This is a genomic window from Claveliimonas bilis (genome assembly GCF_030296775.1).
GTDB classification, from domain to species: Bacteria; Bacillota; Clostridia; order Lachnospirales; family Lachnospiraceae; genus Claveliimonas; species Claveliimonas bilis.
Map to the genome: position 1 here is coordinate 1,047,577 of NZ_AP027742.1, position 19,382 is coordinate 1,066,958.

Genomic DNA, 19,382 nt, shown 5'->3' on the forward strand with positions numbered 1-19,382 from the left:
ATCATCCCTCCTTTGCGATTTTCATAAAATGCTGTTCTAAAGAGCCCCGATTCACTTGAATATCCAAGATGGCCTCGCTTTTTTCTCTATGCTTTATAAGCAGTTCAAACAGGGTATTCTCGATGGAATCTGACTCATATCTTTCTGTTCCGGCATTTGTCCGGATCGTAATGTTGTAATGTTTCCCCATCCTTTTTTGAAGCTGCTCCACTGTGCCTGTAAAGGCAATCCTGCCTCCTGATAAAATAGCAATCCGGTCGCATAAGTTTTCTACTTCCGTCATGTCGTGGCTTGCCAGAACGATTGTCTTTCCCATAGCGTTCAGCTGCCTTATCTGTTGGTGGAGAAGCAATCTGCCTTCCACGTCAAGACCGGCGGTAGGTTCATCAAGAAAGAGAATGTCCGGATCTCTGATAAGGGAAAGGGCAAGATGAAGCCGTCTTTTTTGTCCGGTTGACAATTGGAAGTATTGCTTTTGAGAAAATTCATAAATACCGAGGGCATGGAGGGTTTCCTCGGGAAGCGGGGAACGGTTCCATTGGGAGAATAATCGGATGGCCTCCATTGTTTTTATGTGTTCGGGCAAAGAGGAGGACTGGAGCTGGATCCCTGTTCTTCCGATAACAGTTATGCTGCCGCTGTCATATTTTTTTAAATCTTCAATGCATTCAAGAGCAGTGGTTTTGCCGGCGCCGTTTACGCCAAGCAGGGCAAAAATTTCACCTTTTCTCACGTGAAGATCAATGCCTTTTAAGACTTGATGTTCTCCATAAGTTTTTGTCAGAGCGCTTACTTCTATGGCATGTGTCATTGGTTTTCCTCCTGAAACGGATCTGTGCCCAAATTACTGAAATAGACGTTTAAGGCCTGCTCTACATAGGTATTGGCCTGTATCTGCCATTCTTTCCACTGGGGGTCTGCGTTCTCGAATTGCCCGATTTCCACCAGTTTGGAAAGCATTCCCATATCCTGACCGGTAAATTCTGTTATCATGTCCCAGTAGGTTTTGGCAAATTGCTGTCCCTCCTCACTGTCGGCAGGGATGCCTGCATTTTGAAGCTGTATTGCTTCGTTTTGGAGTTTGAGGAATCTCTCCATGAACGCCTTTCCGCTTTCTTTGTCAAAGCGGCCGCGGATATGATCAAGGGTCTGGTCATCAAAGTGTTTGATCAGCCAGTAAAAATCATTTTTCATCTGCAAATTTACAATAATGTCCGCATATTTTTTGAAATTGACAGTCTGCATCTGAAGGACCTCTTCCCTCAAGGCTTCCAGTTCTTTCAGAGATTGGGAGAGATTTTCGATTTTCTGGCGGACGGCGTCTGCCTGTGCTGCAAGGATACTGGCCACTTCAGCCGGAGTGTCGAGGGGAGAAAGTCGGTTCTTAATATCGTCCAGGGAGAATCCCAAATGCTTGAAAGATAAAATCTGATGGAGTTTTATAATGTCTTTGTCAGTATACAGCCGGCGGCCGCCTTCGCTTACTGCAGAGGGGCGCAGCAGGCCCTCCCGGTCGTAATGCTGCAGTGTCCGCACAGTGACATCCATCTTTTTTGCCACTTCTCCCACAGTCATATATCCTTTTGGTATCGCTCTGTGTTTTTCCATAGTGCTGTCACCTCCTGACTATAGTATATCTTATGACGCAGCGTCATAAGCAAGGGATTTTTGGAAAATTTAGAAGAGGATATGCTTCTTTTGCAGCGGCGGTTCATAGAATATTATGAGAAGGCATCAGACCGATGAAATGCTGCCGGTTCTGAAAGTGCCAATGGAAAATTGGGGGATAATATGGACCAGATATTAAACTATGTAAAACCGGAGCTGCTTATTGTAGCGGTGGTATTGTATTTTATCGGCGCAGGATTAAAGAAAGCGCAGACCTTTAAAGATAAGTACATCCCTTTGATCCTGGGAGTGATCGGGATCGTGCTGTGCGCTATCTGGGTGCTGGGCACCTGTCCGACAGAAGATAAGCAGGACATAGCAATGGCGGTGTTTACAGCGGTTGTCCAGGGAATCCTGGTGGCCGGACTGTCTACTTATGTCGATCAGGTTGTAAAGCAAGTCGGAAAAAGAGAATGATGCAGAGAAAATAAAAACTGAGAAAAAATTTTTCTTAACTGCTTCTTAACTGTTTTATTAACCGGATGTTTAAGAACAGTATGCTATTATCATGTTAGAAACTTGAAAGAAGTTAGGAAGTTTCTGAAATGACAGATGACACTGATGTACAAGGAGTGGGATATTCCAAAATGCTGTGTTCTTTGTACATCGGTGCAGAGCAAGGAGGCATGAAGATGGAATATGTACTGACAACAGAGAATCTGACAAAGCAGTACCGGAATTTTAAGGCGTTGAGCGGTCTTTCCATGCATGTGGAGAAAGGAGCGATCTACGGATTTGTGGGAAGAAACGGAGCGGGAAAAACGACGTTGATCCGCCTGATCTGCGGTCTGCAGACCCCTACGTCGGGAAGTTATACTCTGTATGGGCAAAAGAACACTCAAGGGAATATGGAAAAGATAAGAAGGCGCATCGGAGCAGTAGTGGAAACGCCCTCAATTTATCTGAATATGACAGCCACGGACAATCTGAAAGAGCAGTACCGTGTGCTGGGACGCCCTTCCTTTGAAGGGGTAGAAGAACTTTTGGAACTGGTAGGGCTTGAAAATACAGGGAAGAAAAAAGCGAAGAATTTTTCTCTTGGTATGAAGCAGCGCCTTGGGATTGCGGTGGCTCTTGCGGGAGATCCGGACTTCCTGGTGCTGGACGAGCCGGTAAACGGGCTGGATCCCCAGGGAATTATAGAGATCAGAGAGCTGATCTTAAAGCTGAACCGGGAACGGAAAATTACCTTCCTCATCTCCAGTCATATTTTGGACGAGTTATCCCGTCTTGCCACTCATTACGGCTTTATTGACAGTGGAAGGATCGTGCGGGAGGTCAGTGCGAAAGAACTGGAAGAGGCAAGCCGGAGGGGGATGCACCTGGAAGTGACAGATCTGTCTGCCCTTGTCCGGGTTTTGGAGGCAAGAGGTATGGAGTATGCGGTTACATCCGCTTTCGGAGCAGATGTGTTTGGAAGCTGGGATGTGACAGAGTTGGTTCTTGCTCTGGAAAAAGAAGGATGCAAGATAAAGCAGATGGCAGAAAAGGATGAAAGCCTGGAGAGTTATTACATCAACCTGATGGGAGGTGAGAGCCATGCGTAGACTGCTGCGTGCAAATTTTGCAAGACTTTGGAAGGATCGGGTGTTATGGATCACGACAGCGGTGGTGTGTCTGTTTGGGGTGATCGTCTGTATCAGTCAATACAATGCGATGATAAACTATGATGTGGATATGTCGGGGGAATTTCCGAGGATCTTTTTAAACTCCTACCTGATGCTGCCTATGGCGCTGGCGGCATTCACCAACCTGTTCCTGGGAACAGAGTACAGCGACGGCACCATAAGAAATAAGCTGGTAACAGGATGTACAAGGAATGATATCTATCTGTCCGGCTATGTGACTTGTGCGGCGGCGGGGATTTTTATGCAGGCCTGCTATTCCCTTGTTGTAAGTGTGATCGCAATCCCAATGTTTGGATTTAAGGCGGAATTTTTAAAGATCATGGGGATTGGTTCCTGTGTGGGCGCGCTCCTGATCTGCAGTGAGGTGGCTATGTATACCTGCGTTTCCATGCTCTGCCAGAACAAGGCGGCAGTGGCGGTGCTCTGCCAGGTGGGAACCTTTGCTCTTCTTATGCTTGGAAGCTATCTTGCCAATATGCTGACGATGCCGGAATTTTACGATGCGGCGAAGAAGATGGCTGATGGAACCATTGTGATGGAACAGGTGAGAAACGAGCGGTATCTCACTGGAAGCGCAAGGCAGTGGTATCAGTTCTGGCTTGATTTTATCCCCCAGGGTCAGGGCTACACCATAGGAGGGGGAATGGGGACAGACCATCCGGCTCTGCTTGGAGTGTATTCTCTGATCGTCATAGCGGGAGCCAATCTGGCAGGATTGCTAGGCTTTCGCAGAAAAGATCTGAAATAAAATGCACGGACTGTGGACAAGAGTATCGGTACAGGACGGCGCTTTGGAGGAAAGAAAATGATGTTAGTTGGCAGTATCTGCATTGTGCTGATCTGTATCTGTGCAGCACTTGGAATCAAAATTTTTCTTATGCGTAAGGCGGCGGATGAAATCCGCTGCCAGATGAAAGAAAGGCTGACAGAAGACACAAATGTGGGAATAGATATCAGCAGCGGCGATAAAAAAATGCGTGCTCTGGCGGAAGATCTTGACCGCCAGGTGAAATATTTACGAAAGGAGAGGCTGCGCTATGAGTTGGGAGATACGGAACTGAAAACTGCCGTTACCAATATTTCCCACGATCTTCGCACACCCCTGACAGCTTTGAGCGGATATATGCAGTTCCTGGACCGGGAAGAAGTATCGCCGGAAGTCAGAGAAGCGCTTGATATTATGAAAAATCGGATCAGGGCAATGACGAAGCTGACAGAAGAGCTGTTTCAGTACTCGGTGATCGTTTCTGCTGAAAAATATCAGGAGAGGGAGAAAGTAGACATCGGAGAAGTGCTGGCTGAAAGCCTGGCGGGATTTTATGCAGTCTTAAAGGAAAAAGAGATAGAACCTTTCATAAGCATGCCGGAAGAAGCGGTCGTTAAGATAGCCAACCGGGATGCCCTTCTTCGTGTTTTCGGGAATATTATCAATAATGCAGTAAAATACAGCGACGGAGATCTTCGGATCGTCCTGCACAAGGACGGGAACCTGCAATTTGCAAATCATGCTTCAAAGCTTGATGAAGTGGAGGCGGGCAAGCTGTTTGAGCGGTTTTATACGGTGGAAAACGGCCGGGAATCCACCGGCCTTGGTCTTTCCATTGCAAAAACATTGTGCGAGCGTATGGGGATTTCCATTCATGCCAAAAAAGAAAAGGAATGGTTTATCATAGAAATGGAGTGGCGTATATTTGGGTTGAAAACCGGGGAATAATAGAGTATAATATCTTTTAGGAAACCTGGGATGCACGATAATTCCTGTAATTTTGAACCTACAAAACTTTAAACGGGACTCTTATTATCTCTGTAATATGTCATGCCCCCATTTTAGGAGGGGAAGGCAGAAAAGCAGATGCGGACACCCACCTGGCTGCGGCTAGGAGTCAAAATACAGGAACCGGCATTTTGGGGATGTACAAAAGATAAAGGGCAGCAGCGCATATGCGGCTGCCTTTTTTCATACATTTAGAGAAAAGAAACGGACAAGAGGGAACAGATTGAAAAGAAAAGTTTATGGAAGATATATCATTGCCATTTTTATATGGATACTGCTAGTGACAGGAATGGTAAGAATCCTTTCCGATCAGAAAGGGGGAGCCGGAGGAAGCAAAACAGAAAGTGAACTTGCTCTGGAAAATGAGGAGAAAAATCAGACGGTTTCAGGGGGCGATACTATCAGAGTCCTTATTATGACAGACGGGTATCAGTCGGAAATCCATTCAGAAGTGCGGGTTTCTTCTCCATATGGACTGCGGATCAGCTGCGGCGGAGAATCCATCGAATGGAACAAAGAGGAAGTTTGTCAGATTTTGCCGGATGATGCCAGATTTCAGAAGGGAAATATCAGAATTGAACCTTTGAACAAGGAGGGAAAAGTGACTTTAGAAAGTATATCCAGAGGTTACGGTACGCCCTCCTATGATGGAATACTGGAAATTCGGGCGGTATCCGGAGGAATCGCAGTGATCAATGAACTTTCCATGGAGTCCTATCTGTGCGGAGTTGTTCCAAGTGAAATGCCGGCTTCCTATGAACTGGAAGCACTGAAAGCGCAGGCGGTATGTGCAAGAAGTTATGCAAGAAGACAGATGGAAAGTTACGGCTATCCGGAATATGAAGCCCATGTAAATGACAGTACGGATTTTCAGGTATATAATAACAGCCAGCCACAGGAAAGATCTTCCCAGGCGGTGCGTGAGACGGAAGGGGAAGTTGTAAAATATAAAGGGACAATTGCTACTACATATTACTATTCTACCTCCAGCGGGCAAACGACAAACATGGAGGCCTGGGGAAATGCGCCAGGCGAGGGGAACGGTTATCTTCAGAGCGTCTCGGTCTGCGATGACAGCGGGCAGGATTATGAGAAAAATCTGCCCTGGTATCGGTGGGAGGCTGTCATTCCCATTGATACGCTGTCACGGCTGATCTCGCAAAATACAGGGACAGATGTAGGAACTTTAAGTCAGGTGGAAGTGACAAAGAGAGGGGCTGGAGATGTAGCAGTGGAACTTACTGCTGTCGGTGACAAAAATACAGTGACAGTTCAGACGGAAAATAAAATCCGCAGTGCCCTTGGCGGAGGCGGATATCAGATTACGAAGAATGATGGTTCACAGAGTGAGGGCAGTGCATTATTGCCAAGCGCATTTTTTACTATTGAAAAACAGGACGGTGTCTTTGTTATTCGCGGAGGCGGATTCGGACATGGAATCGGAATGAGCCAGAATGGAGCGAATGAAATGGCGAAACAGGGGAAGAATTATCAAGAGATATTAAAGCTTTTCTATCAGGGTATAGAAATAGAATAGCTTGAATAAAGTACGGACTGATGGTATGATTGCACTAGAAAAACGGCGGGGGAAAGAGATGTTAAAAAAGATTTTCCAGAAAGCAGCAACAGTATCCGAAGATGTGACAAAAGCGCATGTCGGCGCATATGCAGCGCAGTCAGCATATTTTTTCATGCTCTGTATGATCCCGATCATCCTTCTTTTACTGACTTTGGTGCAGTATACGCCTGTGACAAAAGCGGATGTGATGACGGCGGTAATGCAGGTGTTCCCTTCTTCTGTGGATTCGCTGATGATATCTATTGTTAATCAGGTTTATAATCAGTCCATGGGTATCATTCCTGTGACTATTATTGTGGCTCTGTGGTCGGCGGGGAAAGGTGTTCTGGCAATGACTTCCGGACTGAACTGTATCTATGAATGTCCGGAGACAAGAAGTTATATTTTCCTTCGGATCCGCTCTACTATTTATACAGTGCTTTTTATTATCGTAATTCTGCTGCTTCTGGTTGTGTCGGTTTTCGGTAATTCACTTAATATTTTCATTTCTACTCATGCGGAATTTTTGGAACCTCTGGCAGACTGGATGATTGATAAGAGAGCGTTGATCACCCCGGTGGTTCTGATGGGATTTTCTCTTCTGATCTATAAATTCCTGCCCAACAGAAAGGACCGGTTTGTAAAGCAGCTTCCGGGCTCTGTATTTGCAGCAATCGGATGGATGGTGATTTCGTGGGTTTTCTCGGTATATGTAGATATTTTTCAGGGATTTTCCAGTATGTACGGAAGCCTGACTACTATCGTCCTTATTATGCTCTGGCTGTATTTCTGTATGTACAGTATTTTACTGGGAGGAGAATTTAATAAGCTTCTGGGAGATAAAATCTTCCAAAAGGCATAGGTTTTTGGCTTGACATCCGGGAAGCTTGTGTTACAATGGATAAAGTAATTCAAATTATAAAAGCTTTGACCGTGTAAGTAGTGACCCGTTTTCCGGCAGAGAGAGGAAATCAAAGGGCTGAAAGTTTCCTCAGGTTCAGACGGCGAATGAATTTCCCACGCGAGCTGCATGTCTGAACAGGATGGCTTTTGAGCCTGTAAGAAGTAGGATGTGCCGTTCATGCACGTTACGCATATATGAGAGTCTGCCGGCAAAAGCTGTGCAGGAATCAGGGTGGTACCGCGGGTTAGCCTCGTCCCTTTTGAGGGAGGAGGTTTTTTTGTTGTGCGAAAGCTTTATTTCCTCTGTAAAAACAGGACTCCCTCTATATAAAATCTGATATTTTATTATTTTTTATCATGAAAAGGAGAAGAAGGATGAAAGAGAAATTACAAAGCATCAAAGAAGAAGCCATTCGTCAGATTGAAGCTTCCGACATGCCGGAAAAGCTCAATGAGGTGCGTGTACGTTTCCTTGGAAAAAAAGGAGAGTTGACGGCAGTTCTTAAGAGTATGAAGGATGTTGCTCCGGAAGAAAGACCAAAAGTAGGACAGCTTGTAAATGAGACAAGAGCTTCTATTGAAGAACTCTTGGAAGAAACCAAGCAGAAAATGGAAAGAAAGATCCGGGAAGAAAAGTTGAGCCAGGAGGTGATTGACGTCACACTTCCGGCTAAGAAAAATATGGTGGGACACCGTCATCCAAATACAACGGTCCTGGAAGAAGTAGAACGTATTTTCATCGGAATGGGATATGAAGTTGTAGAAGGACCGGAAGTAGAGTATGACCTGTACAATTTCGAGAAACTGAACATTCCGGCAGACCATCCGGCAAAAGACGAGCAGGATACATTCTATATAAATAAGGACATTGTCCTTCGTACCCAGACGTCTCCGGTTCAGGCGCGCGTTATGGAAGAAGGCAAGCTGCCGATCCGTATGATCGCTCCCGGAAGAGTATTCCGTTCTGATGAGGTGGATGCAACACATTCTCCGTCCTTCCACCAGATTGAAGGTCTCGTAGTAGACAAAAACATTTCTTTTGCTGATCTCAAGGGAACGTTGGAGGTGTTTGCCAAGGAATTGTTCGGACCTGAGACAAAAACAAAATTCAGACCTCATCACTTCCCGTTCACAGAACCCAGCGCTGAGGTAGACGTTACCTGCTTTAAATGCGGCGGAAAAGGCTGCCGTTTCTGTAAAGGATCCGGCTGGATCGAGATTTTAGGATGCGGTATGGTACATCCTCATGTACTGGAAATGTGCGGCATTGACCCGGAAGAATACACAGGATTCGCATTCGGAGTAGGACTGGAGCGAATCACGCTTCTGAAGTACGAGATCGACGATATGAGGCTGCTGTATGAGAATGATATCCGGTTTTTGAAACAGTTTTAGTCAGTTTTACACAGGGTATATATCAATTTTACACAGGGTATATATTAATTCGACACGTAGTAAACTTAAAGTTTGTTACGTCCCCTGTCAAAAAAATAACGAAAAGGAGAACACAATGAATACATCATTATCATGGATAAAAGCGTATGTTCCGGATCTTGACGTTACCGCACAGGAGTATACAGATGCGATGACACTTTCCGGGACAAAGGTAGAAGGATATGAAATCATGGATGCGGACCTGGACAAAATTGTGATCGGGCAGATCGATAAGATTGAGAAGCATCCGGATGCAGACAAACTGATCATCTGTCAGGTGAATATCGGTACAGAAACCATCCAGATCGTAACCGGTGCGCCGAATGTAAAAGAAGGAGATAAGGTTCCGGTGGTACTGGCCGGCGGACGCGTGGCAGGAGGCCATGAACCGGGCAGCCGCGTAGCAGGAGGAATTAAGATCAAGAAAGGAAAGCTCCGCGGAGTGGAAAGTGATGGAATGATGTGCTCCATCGAAGAGCTTGGTTCCAGTAAGGATATGTATCCGAATGCTCCCGAGAGCGGAATTTATATTATGCCGGAAGATGCCGAAGTGGGAGCAGATGCAGTGAAAGCACTGGGCCTTGATGATGTGGTGTTTGAATATGAGATCACTTCAAACCGAGTAGACTGCTTCAGCGTAGTGGGCATTGCCCGGGAAGCGGCAGCTACCTTCCGCAAAGAGTTCCATCCGCCGGTTGTCACTCCTACCGGAAACAGCGAGGATGTGAATGACTATATTAAAGTGACGGTTAAGGATGAAGAGCTCTGCCCGAGATACTGTGCAAGAGTGGTGAAAAATATCAAGATCGGCCCTTCACCGGAATGGATGCAGAGAAGACTTGCATCTGTGGGAATCCGTCCTATCAATAATGTAGTTGATATCACAAACTATGTGATGGAGGAATACGGTCAGCCCATGCATGCTTATGATCTGGACACCATTGCAGGTCATGAGATTATTGTCAGAAGAGCAGAAAACGGAGAGAAATTTACAACTCTGGACGGCCAGGAAAGACAGCTGGATGATTCCATTTTGATGATCTGTGACGGAGAAAAATCTGTTGGTATTGCCGGAATCATGGGCGGCGAAAATTCCATGATCACAGATAATGTACAGACCATGCTTTTTGAGGCTGCATGTTTCGATGGGACAAATATCCGTAAATCAAGCAAAAAAGTAGGGCTTCGTACGGATGCTTCCGGAAAATTTGAAAAGGGTCTTGATCCCAATAATGCACAGGCAGCTATCGACCGCGCCTGCCAGCTGGTGGAAGAACTGGGAGCCGGAGAAGTAGTGGGCGGCATGGTTGACGTCTATGGAACGAAGAGAGAGCCGGTGAGAGTTCCTTTTGATGCCGACGCTATCAATGAACTGCTTGGGACAGATATCCCGAAAGAAGACATGCTTTCCTATTTCAAGATGATCGATCTGGAGTATGACGAGAATACAAACGAAGTGATCGCTCCTACGTTCCGTCAGGATCTTTTGAGACTTGCAGATCTTGCAGAAGAAGTTGCGAGATTTTACGGATATGACAATATCCCGACTACACTTCCAAAAGGAGAGGCTACAACAGGAAAACTGTCCTTCAAGCTTCGGATTGAAGAAGTAGCCCGCAATATTGCAGAGTTCTGCGGCTTCAGCCAGGCTATGACCTATTCCTTTGAAAGTCCGAAGGTATTTGACAAGCTGCTGCTTCCGGAGGATTCAGAGCTTAGAAAAGCAGTGGAGATCATGAATCCCCTTGGCGAGGACTACAGCATTATGCGGACAACATCCTTAAATGGAATGCTTACTTCACTTGCCACTAATTACAACCGCAGAAATAAGAATGTGCGTCTCTATGAGCTGGGAAATATTTATCTTCCTAAAACTCTGCCTCTTACAGAGCTTCCGGAGGAGAGAATGCAGTTTACACTTGGAATGTATGGAAAAGGCGATTTCTTCCATATGAAAGGTGTTGTGGAAGAATTTTTTGAAAAGGCCGGACTGCATAAGAAAGAGATCTATCGTCCGGATTCCGGGAAACCGTATCTGCATCCGGGACGCCAGGCAAATATTGTGTATGACGGAGTGGTCGTAGGATATCTCGGCGAGGTACATCCGGATGTAGCTGACACATACGGAATCGGAGAGAGAGCCTACATTGCAGTTATTGATATGCCGGAAATCGTATCCCGTGCAGGCTTTGACCGGAAATATGAAGGAATCGCAAAATTCCCGGCTGTTACACGAGACATCAGTATGGTTGTACCAAAAGAGATCATGGTAGGACAGATTGAGGAAGTGATCGAGCAAAAAGGCGGAAGCTATCTGGAAAGCTACAAGCTGTTTGACCTTTATGAGGGAGCACAGATCAAAGCAGGATATAAGTCAATTGCTTATTCTATCGTGTTCCGTGCAAAGGACAAGACGCTGGAGGATGCTGATGTGACAAAAGCAATGGGCCATATTCTGAAAGAGCTGGAGGGTATGGGCATTGAACTCCGGAAATAAGGGAGAAAGAAAAATGGAAATGAAACGACAGGATTTCAGCTTTGAGCTTCCACAGGAGCTGATCGCCCAGGATCCCTTAAAGGACCGGTCCTCGTCCCGGCTTCTTGTCCTTGACAAGGAGACGGGGGAAGTGTCCCACCATGTATTCCGGGACATTATAGATTATCTGAATCCGGGAGACTGTCTGGTGATCAATGACACAAAAGTCATTCCCGCCCGCCTGATCGGATCCAAGGTAGGAACAGATGCAAAAATAGAGATCCTGCTGCTGAAACGGAAATCGGATCAGGTGTGGGAGACGCTGGTGAAGCCTGGGAAAAAGGCAAAGCCGGGAGCTAAGATCAGTTTTGGAGAAGGACTTCTTGTAGGGGAGGTCATTGATATTGTGGAAGAGGGGAACCGTCTGGTGAAATTCAGTTATGAAGGAATTTTTGAAGAAATTCTGGATCAGCTGGGCCAGATGCCTCTGCCGCCTTATATTACGCATCAGCTGGAAGATAAAAACCGTTATCAGACTGTATATGCAAAGAACAGCGGGTCAGCAGCAGCGCCTACAGCGGGGCTTCATTTCACCCCCGAACTTCTGGAACAGATCAAGGAGAAGGGGGTGGATGTTGCCAGCGTCACTCTCCATGTGGGGCTTGGCACTTTCCGCCCGGTAAAAGCGGAAAATATTCTGGATCATCACATGCATTCCGAATTTTATCGAATTGAAGAAGAAGAGGCTGCGAAGATCAACCGGGCAAAAGAAAAGGGAGGAAGGATCATCTGCGTGGGAACGACAAGCTGTAGAACAGTAGAGTCGGCGGCAGATGAAAATGGAAGAGTGAAGGCAGGAAGCGGATGGACGGATATTTTCATCTATCCGGGATACTGGTTTAAAATACTGGACTGCCTGATCACAAATTTCCATCTGCCGGAATCTACTCTGCTGATGCTGGTGTCAGCGTTAGCCGGGCGGGAACATATTTTGGCGGCATATGAAGAGGCTGTGAAGGAAAAATACAGATTCTTTTCCTTCGGGGATGCTATGTTCATTCAATAGGCCCTATATTCTTTGAAATCTTAGCTGTGAAGGGCTTGACGAACCATAGCAAAACCTTTAAAATATTATGTGCAAATTACTAGAAAGAAAAATTTTTTAGGAGGTCATTGGAACATGGCAACAAAATGGGTTTATATGTTCACAGAAGGTAACGCAACTATGAGAAACCTTCTGGGTGGCAAAGGTGCAAACCTGGCAGAGATGACAGGCCTTGGACTGCCGGTACCACAGGGATTTACGGTTACGACAGAGGCTTGTACTCAGTACTATGAAGATGGCAGAAAGATCAATGATGAAATCATGGGACAGATCATGGACGCCATGGCTAAACTGGAAGAGATCACAGGAAAGAAATTCGGGGACAAGCAGAATCCGCTTCTCGTTTCCGTGCGTTCCGGTGCAAGAGCTTCCATGCCAGGTATGATGGATACAATCCTGAACCTTGGTCTTAATGAGGAAGTTGTTGAGACTCTGGCAGAAGCTTCCGGCAATCCACGCTGGGCTTGGGACTGCTACAGAAGATTCATCCAGATGTATTCTGACGTCGTAATGGAAGTTGGAAAGAAATATTTTGAAGAGCTCATCGATAAGATGAAAGAAGAAAAAGGCGTAACTCAGGACGTAGAGCTGACAGCAGAGGATCTGAAGACTCTTGCAGGACAGTTCAAAGCTGAGTACAAAGAGAAGATCGGTTCAGATTTCCCGGCAGATGCAAAAGAGCAGCTGATGGGTGCTGTAAAAGCCGTGTTCCGTTCCTGGGACAACCCGAGAGCAAACGTATACCGTCGTGACAACGACATTCCGTACTCATGGGGAACAGCTGTCAACGTACAGATGATGGCATTCGGTAACATGGGTGATGACTGTGGTACAGGTGTTGCATTTACACGTGACCCTGCTACAGGAGAGAACGGACTCTTCGGTGAGTTCCTTACAAATGCACAGGGAGAGGACGTTGTTGCTGGTGTTCGTACTCCTATGCACATTTCCGAAATGGAAGAGAAATTCCCGGAAGCTTTCGCACAGTTCAAAGAAGTGTGCAAGACTCTGGAAACACACTACAGAGATATGCAGGATATGGAGTTTACTGTAGAGCATGGTAAACTGTATATGCTTCAGACACGTAACGGAAAGAGAACAGCAAAAGCTGCTCTGAAGATCGCTTGTGACCTTGTTGATGAGGGAATGAGATCAGAAGAAGAAGCAGTTGCTATGATCGATCCGAGAAACCTTGACTCTCTGCTTCATCCGCAGTTCGACGCTGCTGCTCTTAAGGCAGCTACACCGATGGCAAAAGCACTTGGAGCATCTCCGGGAGCTGCATGCGGTAAGATCGTATTTACAGCAGATGACGCTGTAGAATGGGCTGCAAGAGGAGAGAAAGTTGTACTTGTACGTCTTGAGACATCACCGGAAGATATCACAGGTATGAAATCTGCACAGGGTATCCTGACAGTTCGTGGTGGTATGACATCTCACGCTGCCGTTGTTGCACGTGGAATGGGTACATGCTGTGTATCCGGATGCGGTGACATCGTAATGGATGAGGCAAACAAGAAATTTACACTTGCAGGAAAAGAGTTCCACGAGGGAGATGCAATCTCACTTGACGGATCCACAGGTAATATCTATGACGGAATCATCCCGACAGTAGATGCAACAATCGCTGGAGAGTTCGGAAGAATCATGGGATGGGCTGACAAATACAGAACAATGAAGGTTCGTACAAATGCAGATACACCTGCAGACGCTAAGAAAGCACGCGAACTTGGAGCAGAAGGTATCGGACTTTGCCGTACAGAGCATATGTTCTTCGAAGGTAACAGAATCGATGCATTCCGTGAAATGATCTGCGCTGAGACAGTAGAAGAAAGAGAAGCTGCACTGGAGAAGATCCTTCCGGAACAGCAGGGAGACTTCGAGAAACTGTATGAGGCTCTGGAAGGAAACCCGGTAACGATCCGTTTCCTTGACCCACCGCTTCATGAGTTCGTTCCGACAGAGGAAGAAGACATCAAAAAACTGGCTGATGCACAGGGCAAGACAGTTGAGCAGATCAAAGCTGTTATCGACAGCCTGCATGAGTTCAACCCAATGATGGGACATCGTGGATGCCGTCTGGCAGTGACATATCCGGAAATCGCAAAGATGCAGACAAAAGCTGTTATCCGTGCAGCTATCAATGTACAGAAAGCTCATCCGGAATGGAAAGTACAGCCGGAGATCATGATCCCGCTTGTTGGAGATATCAAAGAGCTGAAATATGTGAAGAAATTCGTTGTTGAGACAGCAGATGCTGAAATCGCAGCAGCAGGAAGCGATCTGAAGTACGAAGTTGGTACAATGATCGAGATCCCAAGAGCTGCTCTGACAGCTGATGAGATTGCAAAAGAAGCTGACTTCTTCTGCTTCGGTACAAACGACCTGACACAGATGACATACGGCTTCTCACGTGATGACGCTGGAAAATTCCTGGATGCTTACTATGACGCTAAGATCTTCGAGAACGATCCATTTGCAAAACTGGATCAGGATGGCGTTGGCAAGCTGATGAAGATGGCAATCGACTTAGGAAAGCCAGTTAACGAAAAACTGCACGTAGGTATCTGTGGAGAGCACGGTGGAGATCCAAGCTCTGTAGAGTTCTGCCATAGCCTTGGACTTGACTATGTATCCTGCTCACCGTTCCGTGTACCGATCGCACGTCTGGCAGCAGCACAGGCAGCAATCGCACAGAAATAGGCGAAAACGGTCAGAGTTTCTAGTTAAAATGATTATAAGCGTACCATTAGAAATAGTGGTACGCTTATTTTTCTGCGGCAGACATCTTGAAGGCATATTGCCTCCATCTTCATTCGGTGTTATGATGGAAACAGATGCGAAATTCGGAGGAAGTCACATATGAAATTAAAGAAAATAACAGCAATTGAGCCGGTATCTCTCCTGGATGAAACGAAAAGAGAAGTAGAGAAATATTTTGAGGAGGCTGTCTTTTATGACACATTTCCCGAAAATGAGGAGGAGATCATAAAACGGATCGGTGATTCGGATGCAATCTTTGTGAGCTACCGGTACCCTATCGGAGAAGCAGTGCTGAAAGAGTGCAAAAATCTGAAATATATCGGTATGTGCTGCAGCCTTTATTCCGAGGCCAGTTCTAATGTAGATATCCGCTATGCGAGGGAGCAGAGAATCTGTGTGAAAGGAGTCCGTGATTACGGGGATCAGGGAGTAGCGGAATATGTGATCGGAGAAGTGATCCATATGCTTCAGGGAACAGGAGGACATCCGCCTTTTCTTGGCGTAGAATCGGAAGTTTCCGGGATCCGCGCAGGTATCCTGGGAATGGGGGCAAGCGCCCAGGCTGTTGCTGCCGCTCTGTCAGCTTTTGGCGCTGACGTCAGCTATTACAGCAGGACAAGGAAAAGAGAGCTGGAAGAGAGGCACGGATACCATTATCTGGAACTGGATGAGCTTCTTGCTTCCTGCAATGTGATCTGCAGCTGCCTTAGCAAAAATGTGGTCCTTCTCCATGAAAGAGAAATGGATATTATGGGAGACAATACCATTCTTTTCAATACTGCCTTAAGCCCCTGTTTTGATGCAGAAGCCATGAAGAAGTGGCTGCAAAAAGAAAATACCTGGTATTTTTGCGATACACTGATGGGACTTGGGGAGGAGGAATTGCTGCAGTATGATCATGTTTCCTGTCTGAAAAAATCTTCGGGCATGACAAGTCAGGCTGTTGCAAGGCTGAATGAAAAAGTGCTTGTGAATCTGAAAGAGTTTTTGGAGGAAACCGGCTATGACCATTAAGGAAATTGCCCGTCTTGCCGGGGTATCAAGCGCAGCAGTGTCAAGATATCTCAATGGAGGATATGTCAGCGAGGAAAAGAAGGAAAAGATCCGTGAGATTATTGAAAAGACCGGATATAGGCCTTCTATCCAGGCAAGGAACCTTCGTACCAGACAGACGAGGCTTGTGGGAGTGGTGGTTCCGAAAATCAGTTCTGAAACCATCAGCAGAGTGACAGACGGCATTGGAAAGATACTGCAGGAAAAGGGATACCAGATGCTTCTTGCCACAACAGACAATAATCCGGAGAAAGAGCTGGAATATATGGAGCTGTTTGAAAATTATCCGGTAGACGGAGTGATCCTGATTGCGACTATCCTGACAAGAAAGCACAGAAAGCATATCCGTGAGACAAAAATACCTATTGTCGTTATCGGGCAGCACTTGGAAGGCGAGAACTGTGTCTATCACGACGATTACGGCGCAGCGAAAGAAATGGGAATATATGTAGGAAAGTCCGGCAAGCAGAAGATCGCATATATTGGCGTAACAAGGGAGGACAAAGCGGTCGGAACAGGAAGAGAGGACGGTTTCCTATCCGGTCTTGCCAAATGTGGAATGAAAATGAAGGACGGACTTCGGAAGGAAGCAAAGTTTACCATGGAGTCCGGCTATGAAAAGGCTTTCGAACTGCTTCGGGATAATAGTGATATCGATATCATATCGTGTGCTACGGATACCATAGCAGCCGGAGCGTTGGAAGCGATTCAGAAAGATTTTCCGGAAAGAAAAGGGAGTATACAGATTACAGGATTCGGTGATAACCAGTTTCTGAAAGCAGTAACAGGGGGAATCCCCACTGTCCATTTCGGATATAAGACAAGCGGGGTTAAAGGTGCGGAGCTTCTTATTGACATTATAGAAAACGGCCAGGATATTTCCGTGCAGATGAAGTTGGGATATGAGATAAAAAATCTGCAGAGTGAAAAAAAGAGAGAATAATTTTGATATACCGGATGTGAATGGAAAGTTGTAAATTTTCACAAAAAGAGAATAGAAAAATCAGTAAAAATGCCATCTTTACAAATGGCATTTTTTTATTTATGATAAATTCGAAAAATATGAAATCGATTACATATAAAGGAGTGAAAAGAGGGTTATGGCAATGGATTATCAAAAGACCGCCCGGGAAATACTGGATCTTGTAGGCGGAAGTCAGAACATTATCTCGGCGGCACACTGTGCGACGAGACTTAGGCTGGTTATTTCAGACAATTCGAAAGCAGACAGAGAAGCATTGGAAAACGTAGATGGAGTAAAAGGAGTCTTTGAGGCCTCGGGCCAGCTCCAGATCATCCTCGGAACAGGGACTGTCAATAAAGTATTTGATGAATTTGTAAGCCTGGGCGGCATCACTGCCAGCACAAAGGCGGAAGCCAAAGAAGCGGCGGCACAGAAGCAAAATGTCTTTATGAGAGCGATCAAGCTTCTGGGGGATATTTTTGTTCCCATTATTCCGGCTATTGTTGCCAGCGGTTTTCTTATGGGAATCATGAATTCTCTGGATTTTATGAACAATAATGGCTTTTTGCATATTGATACGTCCAGTTCTATTTATGTTTTTGCCAATCTTTTCAGCAACATTGCGTATTCTTTCCTGCAGATACTGATTGGATTTTCAGCGGCAAAGGCTTTTGGGGCAAACCCTTATCTGGGGGCGGTTATCGGTATGATCATGATCCATCCGAGTCTTCAGAATGCCTATACAGTAGCAGAGCAGGGAGTTCAGGCGACACAGTCTGTTTTCTTCGGACTGTATGATATTGATATGGTAGGTTATCAGGGACATGTCATCCCGGTAGTAATTGCAGTGTGGCTTATGTCTGTGCTGGAGAAGAAGCTGCATAAGGTTGTGCCGGAAGTTCTGGATCTTTTTGTAACCCCTCTTGTCAGTGTGTTTGTGACAGGATATCTTACTTTGGCAGCCATCGGCCCTGTATTTGTGTGGGCGGAAAATGCGGTTCTGGATGCGATTCAGTGGCTGCTTACTCTTCCGCTGGGTCTTGGAAGCCTCGTGATGGGAGCGCTGTATGCGCCTACAGTGGTGACAGGCATTCATCAGATGTATACAGCGATTGATCTTGGACAGCTTGCCCAGTATGGCGTGACCTACTGGCTGCCTCTTGCAAGCGCGGCAAATGTAGCACAGGGTGCGGCAGCGCTGGCAGTTGGGCTGAAGTCCAGAGATAAAAAAATAAAATCCCTTGCGCTTCCTTCTTCTTTAAGTGCATTTATGGGAATTACGGAACCGGCAATCTTCGGTGTGAATTTAAGGTTTTTTAAACCATTTATTGCAGGATGTATCGGCGGCGGATGCGGTGCTCTGTATGCGTCCATTGTACATCTGGGAGCGAAGGGAACCGGCGTGACAGGTATTTTCGGAGTCTTGCTCTGTCTGGAGCAGCCGATTCAATATATCATTGAAATGGCAATTGCGGTAGGTGTTGCATTCGTGATTTCTTTTATGATCTATAAAGATACAAAGCCGGCGGGACAACTGACGGAGAAATCGATAGAGAAATCAGTAGAGCCAAGCAGCGCAGCTATAGAGAAAAGGGAAACAGAAGAGTTCCTTTTCAGTCCTGTACAGGGTGAAATGATTCCTCTTTCACAGGTGTCAGATGAGACATTTGCAGCGGAAATTTTGGGGGCAACAACGGCAATCATTCCGGAGGACGGCAAAATTACAGCGCCCTGCGATGGAGAAATTTCCAGTATTTACGATACGGGACATGCGGTCTGCCTTACTACAAAAGCCGGGGGAGAGCTTTTGATCCATATTGGGATTGATACGGTGAAAATGGAGGGAAAAGGTTTTGTAAAGAAAGTATCAGATGGAGATCAGGTACAGGCAGGAGATGTACTGATCGAGGCGGATTTAGATGAGATCCGCAAAGCGGGCTATGAAACGGTCACAATGATGATCCTGACAAATGCCGATGATTTTGCCGCTGTAACAAAGGCGGATCCGGCGCAGGTAGGGCATGAGAGTGTTGTAATGACAATAAAAAAGGAATAG

15 protein-coding genes, 1 other RNA gene and 1 other annotated feature are annotated in these 19,382 nt (G+C 46.0%); of the genes, 14 read left to right on the plus strand and 2 right to left on the minus strand.

The genetic code is table 11. From position 1 onward, the window contains the following. Position 1 precedes the first annotated feature (1 nt). Positions 2–811, minus strand: coding sequence for an ABC transporter ATP-binding protein (locus R2J37_RS05090; protein ID WP_316266390.1), 810 nt, complete (start codon positions 809–811; stop codon positions 2–4). Beyond that, positions 808–1,608: a MerR family transcriptional regulator gene (locus R2J37_RS05095; RefSeq protein ID WP_256193214.1), complete on the minus strand. Its 801-nt coding sequence runs from the start codon at positions 1,606–1,608 to the stop codon at positions 808–810. The genes R2J37_RS05090 and R2J37_RS05095 overlap by 4 nt, the downstream gene beginning before the upstream one ends. A gap of 183 nt (positions 1,609–1,791) precedes the next feature. Between R2J37_RS05095 and R2J37_RS05100 the strand changes: the two genes are divergently transcribed. The 14 genes from R2J37_RS05100 to R2J37_RS05165 all read left to right on the plus strand — a co-directional run bounded on the left by R2J37_RS05100 (position 1,792) and on the right by R2J37_RS05165 (position 19,382). Then, on the plus strand, positions 1,792–2,085 hold the full coding sequence (locus tag R2J37_RS05100) for a phage holin family protein (protein WP_316266392.1): 294 nt from the start codon (positions 1,792–1,794) through the stop codon (positions 2,083–2,085). Positions 2,086–2,300: 215 nt separating this feature from the next. Next, entirely contained in the window at positions 2,301–3,215 is a 915-nt protein-coding gene (locus R2J37_RS05105; protein WP_316266996.1) for an ATP-binding cassette domain-containing protein, read from the plus strand. Then, on the plus strand, positions 3,208–4,044 hold the full coding sequence (locus R2J37_RS05110) for an ABC transporter permease (protein WP_230106782.1): 837 nt from the start codon (positions 3,208–3,210) through the stop codon (positions 4,042–4,044). The genes R2J37_RS05105 and R2J37_RS05110 overlap by 8 nt, the downstream gene beginning before the upstream one ends. A 57-nt stretch (positions 4,045–4,101) precedes the next feature. Next, positions 4,102–5,010 carry a sensor histidine kinase gene (locus R2J37_RS05115; RefSeq protein WP_316266394.1) on the plus strand — a complete coding sequence of 303 codons (909 nt, stop codon included), beginning with the start codon at positions 4,102–4,104 and terminating at the stop codon, positions 5,008–5,010. A 19-nt stretch (positions 5,011–5,029) separates the two neighbouring features. Next, a non-coding RNA gene (gene ssrS, locus R2J37_RS05120) (6S RNA) lies at positions 5,030–5,212 on the plus strand. An 81-nt stretch (positions 5,213–5,293) separates the two neighbouring features. Next, positions 5,294–6,607 (plus strand): SpoIID/LytB domain-containing protein, encoded by a 1,314-nt coding sequence (locus R2J37_RS05125; protein ID WP_316266396.1) that lies wholly within the window; start codon positions 5,294–5,296, stop codon positions 6,605–6,607. Positions 6,608–6,665: 58 nt separating this feature from the next. Next, complete coding sequence (locus R2J37_RS05130) at positions 6,666–7,490, plus strand: YihY/virulence factor BrkB family protein (RefSeq protein ID WP_230106780.1); 825 nt, start codon at positions 6,666–6,668, stop codon at positions 7,488–7,490. A gap of 56 nt (positions 7,491–7,546) precedes the next feature. Continuing rightward, positions 7,547–7,793: a binding site (T-box leader), on the plus strand. 113 nt (positions 7,794–7,906) lie between these two features. After that, positions 7,907–8,926, plus strand: a complete 1,020-nt coding sequence (gene pheS, locus R2J37_RS05135) for a phenylalanine--tRNA ligase subunit alpha (protein ID WP_230106779.1) — start codon at positions 7,907–7,909, stop codon at positions 8,924–8,926. Between the two features lie 115 nt (positions 8,927–9,041). Beyond that, the gene (gene pheT / locus R2J37_RS05140; protein ID WP_316266399.1) at positions 9,042–11,462 is read left to right on the plus strand and encodes a phenylalanine--tRNA ligase subunit beta; all 2,421 of its coding nucleotides are present in this window, start codon (positions 9,042–9,044) and stop codon (positions 11,460–11,462) included. 19 nt (positions 11,463–11,481) lie between these two features. Then, positions 11,482–12,507, plus strand: coding sequence for a tRNA preQ1(34) S-adenosylmethionine ribosyltransferase-isomerase QueA (gene queA, locus R2J37_RS05145; RefSeq protein WP_316266997.1), 1,026 nt, complete (start codon positions 11,482–11,484; stop codon positions 12,505–12,507). Between the two features lie 114 nt (positions 12,508–12,621). Next, the gene (ppdK, locus tag R2J37_RS05150; RefSeq protein ID WP_230106777.1) at positions 12,622–15,249 is read left to right on the plus strand and encodes a pyruvate, phosphate dikinase; all 2,628 of its coding nucleotides are present in this window, start codon (positions 12,622–12,624) and stop codon (positions 15,247–15,249) included. A 159-nt stretch (positions 15,250–15,408) separates the two neighbouring features. After that, positions 15,409–16,323, plus strand: coding sequence for an NAD(P)-dependent oxidoreductase (locus tag R2J37_RS05155; protein WP_316266401.1), 915 nt, complete (start codon positions 15,409–15,411; stop codon positions 16,321–16,323). Then, the gene (locus R2J37_RS05160; protein WP_316266403.1) at positions 16,313–17,305 is read left to right on the plus strand and encodes a LacI family DNA-binding transcriptional regulator; all 993 of its coding nucleotides are present in this window, start codon (positions 16,313–16,315) and stop codon (positions 17,303–17,305) included. The genes R2J37_RS05155 and R2J37_RS05160 overlap by 11 nt, the downstream gene beginning before the upstream one ends. A gap of 163 nt (positions 17,306–17,468) precedes the next feature. Continuing rightward, on the plus strand, positions 17,469–19,382 hold the full coding sequence (locus tag R2J37_RS05165; RefSeq protein WP_230106774.1) for a PTS sucrose transporter subunit IIABC: 1,914 nt from the start codon (positions 17,469–17,471) through the stop codon (positions 19,380–19,382).

Coding starts and splice junctions, on each gene's coding strand:
- R2J37_RS05090 (WP_316266390.1), bottom strand. CDS start 811: ATGACACATGCCATAGAAGTAAGCGCTCTGACAAAAACTTATGGAGAA.
- R2J37_RS05095 (WP_256193214.1), bottom strand. CDS start 1,608: ATGGAAAAACACAGAGCGATACCAAAAGGATATATGACTGTGGGAGAA.
- R2J37_RS05100 (WP_316266392.1), top strand. CDS start 1,792: ATGGACCAGATATTAAACTATGTAAAACCGGAGCTGCTTATTGTAGCG.
- R2J37_RS05105 (WP_316266996.1), top strand. CDS start 2,301: ATGGAATATGTACTGACAACAGAGAATCTGACAAAGCAGTACCGGAAT.
- R2J37_RS05110 (WP_230106782.1), top strand. CDS start 3,208: ATGCGTAGACTGCTGCGTGCAAATTTTGCAAGACTTTGGAAGGATCGG.
- R2J37_RS05115 (WP_316266394.1), top strand. CDS start 4,102: ATGATGTTAGTTGGCAGTATCTGCATTGTGCTGATCTGTATCTGTGCA.
- R2J37_RS05130 (WP_230106780.1), top strand. CDS start 6,666: ATGTTAAAAAAGATTTTCCAGAAAGCAGCAACAGTATCCGAAGATGTG.
- pheS (WP_230106779.1), top strand. CDS start 7,907: ATGAAAGAGAAATTACAAAGCATCAAAGAAGAAGCCATTCGTCAGATT.
- pheT (WP_316266399.1), top strand. CDS start 9,042: ATGAATACATCATTATCATGGATAAAAGCGTATGTTCCGGATCTTGAC.
- queA (WP_316266997.1), top strand. CDS start 11,482: ATGAAACGACAGGATTTCAGCTTTGAGCTTCCACAGGAGCTGATCGCC.
- ppdK (WP_230106777.1), top strand. CDS start 12,622: ATGGCAACAAAATGGGTTTATATGTTCACAGAAGGTAACGCAACTATG.
- R2J37_RS05155 (WP_316266401.1), top strand. CDS start 15,409: ATGAAATTAAAGAAAATAACAGCAATTGAGCCGGTATCTCTCCTGGAT.
- R2J37_RS05160 (WP_316266403.1), top strand. CDS start 16,313: ATGACCATTAAGGAAATTGCCCGTCTTGCCGGGGTATCAAGCGCAGCA.
- R2J37_RS05165 (WP_230106774.1), top strand. CDS start 17,469: ATGGATTATCAAAAGACCGCCCGGGAAATACTGGATCTTGTAGGCGGA.